This is a genomic window from Methylophaga sp. UBA1464 (genome assembly GCF_002325665.1).
Taxonomy (GTDB): Bacteria; Pseudomonadota; Gammaproteobacteria; order Nitrosococcales; family Methylophagaceae; genus Methylophaga.
This window is the reverse complement of sequence record NZ_DCSO01000068.1, coordinates 15501-25157: the sequence shown is the minus strand read 5'-3', so window position 1 is coordinate 25157 and position 9657 is coordinate 15501. Positions and strand designations below refer to the sequence as shown.

Sequence of the window (9657 nt, the reverse complement as noted above, 5' to 3'; positions counted from 1 at the left end):
CTTTGCCTAAATAGTAACGAGTATCCGGCTCTCCAAGTACAAATAAAACTGGGGCATTATCTTCCAGATTCTTAAGGGCGGCACTAACTCTCTTTTTTAATTCATTAAGATGAGCATCGCTTATAAAACACATCTCTTTGCCTGGACCAATAAACAATGGGAAAAAATTATGGTTATTCGCAAAACTGCGCGTGTGACTATCGCCAATAACATAAATCATATTAATTTCCTGAACCCAAACTCGTTGAAATAAGCCTTCCTTGATTCATCGAAAAGACTTGGTCAGCATTCTGGAGAGTGGAGTGGCGATGAGCAATGATTAGGATAGTTTTTTCACCATGAAGACGACTGACAGCATTCATAACATCTATCTCAGTTTCCATATCAAGTGCACTCGTTGCCTCGTCAAGTATGAGTATCTCGGGATCATGATAAAGCGCTCTTGCAATACCAATACGCTGTCGTTGTCCGCCAGACAGCCTTACCCCTCGTTCACCTAATAAAGTTTCTATACCCTCAGGAAGTTCATCTATTAATGACTCTAACTGTGCTGCTTTAAGCGCTCTTATAACTGAAGCATCATTGATTTCATCATCTTTAATTCCAAAAGCAATATTGCGTCTTAAAGTATCGTCAGTTAAGTAAATAGATTGGGGTACATAACCAATCATACCTTGCCATGATCGTAGGTTATCAATTGTAATTGGCTGAGCATCAACTTTTATTTGCCCTTCATCAGGCATAAGTACACCCATAATGATATCAATGAGTGTACTTTTACCCGAGCCACTCTCACCGATAAAGCCGACCATTTGTCCTTTTTCAATGTTTATAGTGATATTACTCAGAGCCTTACGATCTGCGAATGGATAGCTATAGGCAATTTCTTCGAGAAAAACACTCTGTTTAAAAACTAATGGTTTGGTCTCAGGTTGATATTTATCAGCGACCGATGTTTCAAATTCTCTGTAAATAATATCGGTAATTGCTGTCCCGAAACGCAATAAATTGACTGATGACACAATACGATTAACAGAAGGCATTAATCTAAATGATACGGCACCAAAAAGAGCCAGAATCGGTACAACCTCACTAACCGTTTTTCCTTGATACACCATACCAATAAACAATAAACTCAACCCTGCTATTAGCAAAGTCTCTAACCATAGTCGGGTGAGATTTTGTACAAACGAGTTTCGCTGATGCATTTTAAGGCTTTGCTCGGTATGTCCGGCATACTCCGTTGAAAAGAACGCTTCTTTCCCGTACACCTTGACATCCTTTATAGCGCCAATGCCCTGCTGTGCGTGTTTCATACGTAAGGCTTCATGGTGCTGTCTTTGCTTACCCCAGGAAATAATTCTTCGCTTGGTTAGCCACTGGTAAACACCACCAGCAATAAAAAACACCAAAAACACTGTGATTGCCCCAATAGGCTCAAAATATAACAATAAACCTAAAAGCCCCAAAATAACCAAAGATTCTGCAATCAACAGCATGCCCGGGTTGAGCATATAGTTCATGAACAAGTTTAATTCCACCTGAAGGTTATTTATTAAATCTGCAGAGTTGCGTTGCAAATGAAATGTGTAGGGCTGATACAGATAGCGGCTAAATAAATCCTTTGCCATATCTGCTTGCGTTTCAAAGACAAACCGGGATTGCCTCCATGCCAGAAAAGTCAGATAGGTATTTTTTAATATATAAATCACAAGCAGAAACAACATTGCAGCAATCATCAATGTTTTATGTGATGGATTGCCAAAACTCTGAAGGGTTGATTTTACAATCGGGTATTGTGAGGCTGCATCCGGATCAGCAATAACTGCCATGATTGGCAGGATCAGGCCGACACCAATCATTTCAAGGAGCATTCCAATCACCATCAACAAAAGTAATCCAATAGCTCTGGGTTTCTTTTTTTCCGGCAACAAATCCCATACTTTGTTGATATCGCGAAATTTGAGTTTAGCCTGGAGTTTGGGTTTGGATGGGCTGGCGCTCAAAGTTCACCTTCAAATTCAGTATGTCTGGTCTGATAATCTTGGTATAACTTTGATAAATGCTGTTCTAAATTGGCATTTTTTTTCCAACCAAGCTGATTTAATCGCTCTACAGACATAAGCTTTTGTGATGTACCATCTGGTTTGGTTGTATCAAAAGCAAGTTTCCCATTAAAACCAGCCACTTTCTTAATCAACAAAGCTAGCTGAGAAATCGTAACATCTTCTCCCACACCAATATTTACAACGGGTGCTAATCCATTGTTTCGGCCGGCTGCTGTTAGTGAAACGAATTGATCCTCTGGCAGATTCATTAAATACACACAGGCATCAACCATATCCCCGCTGTACATGAACTCTCGTCTGGGATTGCCTGTCCCCCAAACCGTAACCTCGGGGGTATGATTCGTTTTACAAGATTGAAGAAGGTTTGTCCTGAGAGGTTCAGAAATTTGGCCATGCATTTTTTCATCAGCCAAGATGCCCTTTTCATCCCCTTTTCCTGCTAACTTTGCGAGATGAAATTTACGGATTAAAGCTGGTAGTACGTGAGAGTTACTAAGATCATAATTATCACCGGGGCCATAAAGATTGGTCGGCATTGCTGCCAGGAACTGTGTGCCATATTGTCGGTTGTAGCTCCAACACATTTCAATTCCGGCAATTTTAGCAAGTGCATACGGGCGGTTAGTTTCTTCTAAGGGGCCTGTAAGGAGATACTCTTCTTTAAGTGGTTGTGGTGCATTTTTAGGATAGATGCAACTCGACCCCAAAAACAATAAACGTTTTACATTATTCAGATACGCATGATGTATCACATTATTCTGAATGGCCAAGTTGTCACGAATAAACTCGGCAGGATAACTATTGTTGGCATGAATACCACCAACTTTTGCTGCCGCAAGAAAAACATAATCTGGTTTTTCAGCCTTGAAGAACTCGGCTACAGCATTTTCATCGGTCAAATCCAATTCGGCATGTGTTCTTTTAAGCAGATTAGTAAACCCCTTACCTTCCAAGTTTTGAACCAGCGCTGATCCGACTAAGCCACGGTGACCTGCAATATATATTTTGTCTGTTTTATTCATGGTAGTCGTAAGCGGTAAAACCATGTTTTTTAACTAACTCATCACGTTCTGCAGATTTGTAATCTTCAAGTACCATTTCTGTTACAAGTTCTTCAAAGGAAATTTTAGGTGTCCAGCCAAGTTTTTCTTTGGCTTTAGTTGGGTCACCTAGTAAGGTTTCGACTTCTGTGGGACGGAAATAACGTGGGTCCACCTGGACAATACATTTGCCTTCAGCGTCATACCCTTTTTCATCAACGCCTTTACCCTCCCAGCGAATCGTAATATCCAGTTCTTTTGCGGCGGTATCAACAAAATCACGAACGCTGTATTGCACACCTGTTGCGATGACAAAGTCTTCTGGCTGATCCTGCTGCAGCATTAACCACTGCATCTCAACATAATCCTTGGCATGTCCCCAGTCACGGAGTGCATCAAGGTTGCCCAGATAAAGACAATCTTGTAAGCCTAATTTAATGCGAGCTAATGCTCTGGTAATTTTGCGAGTTACAAAAGTTTCGCCACGGATTGGGCTTTCATGATTAAACAAAATGCCATTACAGGCATAGATGCCATACGCTTCGCGATAATTCACCGTAATCCAGTAGCCATATAATTTGGCAACAGCATAAGGACTACGTGGATAAAATGGTGTTGTTTCTTTCTGTGGAGTTTCCTGTACCAAACCATAAAGCTCTGAAGTTGAAGCCTGATAGAACTTGGTTTTTTTTTCCAGACCAAGAATACGAATTGCTTCCAGAATCCTTAATGTGCCAATTCCATCAGCATTTGCAGTATATTCCGGAGTTTCAAAACTGACAGCCACATGACTCATTGCGGCAAGGTTATAGATTTCATCAGGCCGAACCTGCTGGATAATTCGAATCAGATTGGTAGAGTCAGTCAAATCACCGTAGTGCAAAATGAAATTTTTATTATCGACATGCGGATCCTGATAAAGATGATCAACGCGATCTGTATTAAACAGTGAAGCACGGCGTTTGATACCATGCACTTCATAACCTTTTTCTAATAATAACTCTGCCAGATAGGCCCCATCCTGGCCGGTGATACCAGTTATTAACGCAACTTTGTTCATTTAAATCTCTACTTAATTTTAATTGTAATTACAGGATACTTCATTCAACCGTAACCGATTTCGCCAGATTCCGAGGTTGATCAACATCTGTCCCTTTTATCAGTGCAACATGGTAGCTAAGAAGCTGAAGTAAAATGTTGTAAGTTATTGGAGCGGTGATACGACCAACATTGGTGGTGGCTTTCACGACCTTAAAGCCTGATTCAGAGCTGATATCCGAGCGTTCATCTTCGAATACAATCATCTGACCACCACGCGCCTTCACTTCCTGGAGATTGGATTTGAGCTTTTCCAGCAAATCATCCAATGGCGCGATGGCAATCACCGGCATATTTTCATCAATTAAGGCTAATGGTCCATGTTTCAGCTCGCCTGCTGGATAGGCTTCAGCATGAATATAACTGATTTCCTTGAGTTTTAAAGCACCTTCAAGTGCAATCGGGTACATCGTTCCTCTTCCCAAGAACAGCGCATGCTGTTTATCTGCAAAGTCCTGAGCAATATCCTGAATTTCCTGCTCATGCATTAATGCATTTTGAATCAGGTTCGGTAGTTTTTGCAGGCCTTGGGTGATATGTTTTTCCCGCTCACGGGTAATGCGTTTTTTGACTTTGCCAATACACGTTAATAATAAAGCTAATGCCACTAACTGCGTGGTAAACGATTTGGTTGAAGCGACACCGATTTCAGGACCTGCATGGGTAAGGTAACAGAGGTCAGCCTCACGGGTCAGGCTGCTTTCGGCGACATTGCAGATGGATAATGTTGGAATATTTTTTAAGGCAAAAGCTTCTGGGCTTTCTGCCCCATGGGCTTTGATCTGTTGGAGGGCTGCCAATGTATCTGCTGTTTCTCCAGATTGGCTTATAGTTACAAATAAGGTGTTGTCTTCAATTACCGGGTTTCGGTAACGAAATTCACTGGCTACTTCAACCTGGCAAGGCAGACGTACAATATCTTCTACCCAGTATTTTGCCACCATGCCGGCATGATAACTGGTACCACAGGCAATAATATGAATTCGTTCAATACTTTTGAAAATGGATTCAGCACCAGGGCCAAAAGTGGACACAAGCACTTGATCCTGAGTGACTCGCCCTTCCAAAGTATCGATAACCGCTTGAGGCTGTTCAAATATCTCTTTGTGCATGTAGTGACGGTGTTCACCCAGCTCAACCGCGGTAATATTTAATGAAGATTGTTTGATAGGGCGTTCAACTTTCTCACCGGTCACAGAGCTATATATTTCAATGCTTTCCCGTGTCAGTTTGGCCACATCGCCATCTTCCAGAAAAATAAAGTTTTGGGTCACTGGTAGTAAAGCCGATACATCAGAAGCAATAAAATGTTCGCCAATACCGATACCAATCACTAACGGGCTGCCTTTACGGGCAGCTATCAGTGTGTTTGGCTCATCAGTGGCAATGACACCTAACGCATAAGCACCTTCAAAGTCTTGAATGGCTTCGACTACTGCATCAAACAGAGACAGATTAGTGCGTTTGGCCGATGGTGAGGCCTCACCATATAAATATTGGTAAATTGAATGCGCAACAACTTCGGTATCTGTTTCAGAGGTAAAGCGATAGCCTTGATTAACCTGTTGCTGCTTTAAAACCTGGTAATTTTCAATAATACCGTTATGAACAACGGCAACACGATGATTGCATATATGCGGATGCGCATTATTTTCAGAAGGTATGCCGTGTGTTGCCCAGCGAGTGTGTGCTATGCCCATTTGGCCAGCGAAGCTGCTGTTTTCCGCATCAATCTTGGCTTCGAGCTGCTTGATTTTACCCAGCGATCTGACACGATGAATATTGGCATCAGCATCCAGTAAAGCAACTCCGGAAGAGTCGTAGCCTCGATACCCCAGCCTGCGTAACCCTTCCATTAATATAGGGGCTACATTTCGCTCAGCAATACCACCGACTATTCCACACACTGATTGCTGTCCTCCAAATACGCAAACATAGATTATACATCAGCATGCGTTCAATAACTCCACTTGTTAAAAATCCTTTGAAGGAACAAGATCGTGAAGTTACTTTTTTACAACACCATCGTCATGATTGTTTGTTGAAATGGTTATATTTTTATTTTCAACTAGCTTAATTATTTCGTCTGAAATCATGCAGACCTTTGGCAATAAGTTCTGCATTCTTAATTTCTTTCTGACTTAATGTGAAATTAGACGGTCCGTTGTATTTCGTTGCTTGAAGACCTAATTTTTGAGTAAGCTCATTAAAGCAGCACTCTGGATTAATGCAAAAGTCCTCGTACTGAACCACCAATTTTCTGCTCTCATCTACATTCTTTAGACCGTTGTCGACAGCCTGATTAATGTAATGGATCTGTCCGCAAACTTGAGTAACCGGATCCATATCTTTTAATTGTTGATATTCAGGGATCTTGAAAGAATACCAATCTGACTCGCTGCCAAGTTGCCGTTTACGCGCTTCTAATACAGATGCAACATTTGTAACAGGGTCACGCTTGAGCTGAACAAACAGAATCTTTTCAAAAATACTATCCAGAAATGAAATGTTGTAGTTAAACAGCATGCCTTTTGCGGCAAACGGTTGCTGAAATACCTCCATCATGCCAATCAGCTCAGCACGCAGAGTATTAATATCCATACTTTGACTTAATTCGTCATCAGCCCACACATCTCGCTGAGGTTCAGCCAAGAATCGCCGCCAGAAATACCAGAATTCATTCGGTGCAAGTACGCCTTTCGTCTTGCCATTTTCAGAATGATATTCGGTTTGTTGAATAAACTCACCCAGTTCATCGCGAAAGTTAAAGCGGGGATCGGTCAGTAAAAGCTGGATTTTGGCACCCAGAACAGGCGCCTGATAAAAACGTGATAGGAGGTTTGTCGGGTAAGCAACAAGGCCGGTATTGGCAAGCCATTGCATAAATAAGGTTGTTCCACTTCTCATAGGCCCCATGATCAAAATAAGTGGAAAAGACTGTTCAATTCGCACTTTATTCAGGACTTCCTGTTCAGCTACGAAAAGGTCAGAGTTCAGTTCCCTCAACAACTTCTCAAGCAATACATTTCGTGAAAACTGTCCAGTTCTCTTTTCCAAATTATTATTTGTATCATTATTCATAAATGTACTGAATCGGAGAGCATTGAAAGCATACGATCCATCTCAATTTGCCCATATCTTTGATCAATGGGTAAAGGTAATAAACGATCAACCATCCGTTCTGAAACTTCAGGGCAAAGACGCTTAGTCGCATCATTCCAATAACATGGGATAAAAATCCTATTTTTTATAAACTTATCTCTCAAGTTACTATCAAGCGTAATTAGTGGATAACATAATGGCGCTAATAGATTATTTGTTGGAATACTCAGTAAATTAATCGATTTAAGCTTTTCATGAAGATAGCTGAAATTTTCCATTCTTTTTTGTTTTACCGCTTCATAATCAATTGAAGTTATTAAACGCTGAGTCAGCTTGGACATTAGCATAGGTTTACTATCTTCTATACTCTGCTCTGCCAATAAGTAGTCAGCATAGCCGCTCTCGGGCATTTCATTTAATCGTTTAAACAAATGAGACATTCTGCACAATGAACCATTATCCTGAACTATTGGTTGGTTAACTGCTATTTTGCTTTGCAACATTCCACCATCGGGAACACCAAAAAATTTTCGGGGAGAATAAATTGTTGCTAAAGCTTCAGATACTGGCGGATCAAAAAATGCCTGTGAAAAATCAAAAACAAGCTGATCTGGGGGAAAGTGTTGGATTACTCGCTCAACTTGGGCTTGGCTAATACCAAAATAATTAACATATACGAGCCATTCTTCCTCACCCAGCGCCAGTGAATTCGGCACATCTAATGTGTCATTAAGATCGTAGCATTCATAGTCGATCTTCTCTTCATGAAGTGGAGAAATCATTGCATCGCAAATATATTTTGGAATGAAAACTTTTCTCGGACGACCGGCTTGTAAAAGTGATCTGAATGCGGCTCTTGCAGATTGGTATAACTGCGCATTTTGATGGTAATGCATCTTACTATCAGGTAATTCGAGTTGGAAATAACCACCAATTGCTGCCGTTTGAATCAACTCAGACAAGCCCATACTCCTTAACCATCTGCTGACATTGTTGTTGATTGTTAAACATTAGCACATCAATGATGGATAGATTGGGAACGAACTCATTGATATTTTGCTGGTAGGGTTTTATAACCGGCTCAAGAAAAGATAATTGAATATCCTGCTCTGCAAAACTGCCATAATCGTATAAAGCCTTACCACCAGGCATGTTGATATACTTTTTCGCACCCAGCTCTTTACATATAGCTAAAACTTTTTGCTGTCCACGAAGGGAAATATCTTTGTTTAGATCTGACGAGAGATACCATTCCCTATCTAGTCCAAGATAACCACAGATTTGTCTCAGACTTAAATTCAGAAAAGCAGCTAGGTTTGTCTCATCAGAATAGAGAATATTTTCAATTAATGGCATCACATCGTGATAATAAGAGGCTCGTGAGTAGCTTTGTTGGATTGTTTTAAATAGCTTGTGATTATAATTGCCAACTTGGATTTGATTGATTAGATGATTGGGACTTGCACCTAATAGCTGGAGAGTGACTCGAAGCTTATCACCCTGTGAAAGAATAAAGTTACGATTAATCCATCCTCCCTTAATAAAGTTAACATCGTCGTAAACGACAAAGGTATCCGCAGCAGATATCAGTTGGAAATATCCGATATAGGGGAAAAAGTAGGGCTGCATGATAGCTAACTTCATGCTATCTGATTATGCAGGTTCTAATAATCTGGCAAACCATATCAACCGCTTCTTCAGTCATTGCTGTCCCTGTAGGCAAGACAATTACCCTCTCTGCAACTTCGATAGTCTTGGGTAAGAGTAAATCTGCATGCGGGTATAACTGTTTGTAAGGATGCATATTATGGCAGCCCGGCCAGAAGTATTTTCGCGCCCTGACATTTTCAGCATGTAACACCTCAACCATTTCATCACGACTGATGGGACAATCAGCACCGACTTCCATCACGATATATTGATAGTTGTTGTGTTCATTTTCGTCAAAACGAAAAAGACTGATTCCGGGGAGTCCGGCAAGTCCTTTTTGATAACTCCCGTAATGCTGTTTATTTATCTCAACGACATTATCCACATTTTCCAGATTCACCAGTCCCATTGCGGCAGCAATCTCAATCATTTTGCCGTTAGTGCCAGGATGAATAACATTATCCATACCAGAAAAACCAAAATTACGCATCAGACGCATTTTTTCAGCCAGTTCATCATCATTAGTCAGAACTGCACCACCTTCAAAAGCATTAAAAAATTTAGTGGCGTGAAAGCTTAATACTTCCGCTTGGCCAAAGTTACCGATTTTTGTCCCTTTATAAGTTCCGTTAAAGGCATGGGCGGCATCAAACATCAGCTTTAAATTATATTCATCGGCTATTTGCTGTAGTTCATCA

At 40.9% G+C, this 9657-nt stretch carries 9 protein-coding genes; all 9 read right to left on the bottom strand.

Annotation, left to right across the window (positions count from 1 at the left end; all coding sequences use genetic code 11):
* The coding region (locus tag B3O33_RS08200; RefSeq protein WP_292363370.1) for a hypothetical protein at positions 1–220 on the bottom strand (220 nt) is incomplete at its 3' end.
* A 1-nt stretch (position 221) separates the two neighbouring features.
* Entirely contained in the window at positions 222–2006 is a 1785-nt protein-coding gene (locus B3O33_RS08195; protein ID WP_292361481.1) for an ABC transporter ATP-binding protein, read from the bottom strand.
* Complete coding sequence (locus B3O33_RS08190) at positions 2003–3091, bottom strand: GDP-L-fucose synthase family protein (protein WP_292361480.1); 1089 nt, start codon at positions 3089–3091, stop codon at positions 2003–2005. The genes B3O33_RS08195 and B3O33_RS08190 overlap by 4 nt, the downstream gene beginning before the upstream one ends.
* Entirely contained in the window at positions 3084–4169 is a 1086-nt protein-coding gene (gmd, locus tag B3O33_RS08185; protein WP_292361479.1) for a GDP-mannose 4,6-dehydratase, read from the bottom strand. Before gmd ends, B3O33_RS08190 begins: the two co-directional genes overlap by 8 nt.
* A gap of 40 nt (positions 4170–4209) precedes the next feature.
* Entirely contained in the window at positions 4210–6114 is a 1905-nt protein-coding gene (gene glmS / locus B3O33_RS08180; protein ID WP_292363369.1) for a glutamine--fructose-6-phosphate transaminase (isomerizing), read from the bottom strand.
* Positions 6115–6280: 166 nt separating this feature from the next.
* Entirely contained in the window at positions 6281–7288 is a 1008-nt protein-coding gene (locus B3O33_RS08175; protein ID WP_292361477.1) for a sulfotransferase, read from the bottom strand.
* A complete protein-coding gene (locus B3O33_RS08170; RefSeq protein WP_292361476.1) occupies positions 7285–8271 on the bottom strand; it encodes a hypothetical protein in 987 nt (328 codons plus the stop codon). Before B3O33_RS08170 ends, B3O33_RS08175 begins: the two co-directional genes overlap by 4 nt.
* Complete coding sequence (locus B3O33_RS08165) at positions 8264–8953, bottom strand: WbqC family protein (RefSeq protein ID WP_292361475.1); 690 nt, start codon at positions 8951–8953, stop codon at positions 8264–8266. The genes B3O33_RS08170 and B3O33_RS08165 overlap by 8 nt, the downstream gene beginning before the upstream one ends.
* Position 8954: 1 nt before the next feature.
* Positions 8955–9657: DegT/DnrJ/EryC1/StrS family aminotransferase (locus B3O33_RS08160; protein WP_292363368.1), on the bottom strand; the 703-nt coding region annotated here is incomplete at its 5' end.

Bases quoted from the DNA above. Each gene is read 5' to 3' on its own strand.
- B3O33_RS08190 (WP_292361480.1), bottom strand. From the start codon at position 3,091: ATGAATAAAACAGACAAAATATATATTGCAGGTCACCGTGGCTTAGTC.
- gmd (WP_292361479.1), bottom strand. From the start codon at position 4,169: ATGAACAAAGTTGCGTTAATAACTGGTATCACCGGCCAGGATGGGGCC.
- B3O33_RS08175 (WP_292361477.1), bottom strand. From the start codon at position 7,288: ATGAATAATGATACAAATAATAATTTGGAAAAGAGAACTGGACAGTTT.
- B3O33_RS08165 (WP_292361475.1), bottom strand. From the start codon at position 8,953: ATGAAGTTAGCTATCATGCAGCCCTACTTTTTCCCCTATATCGGATAT.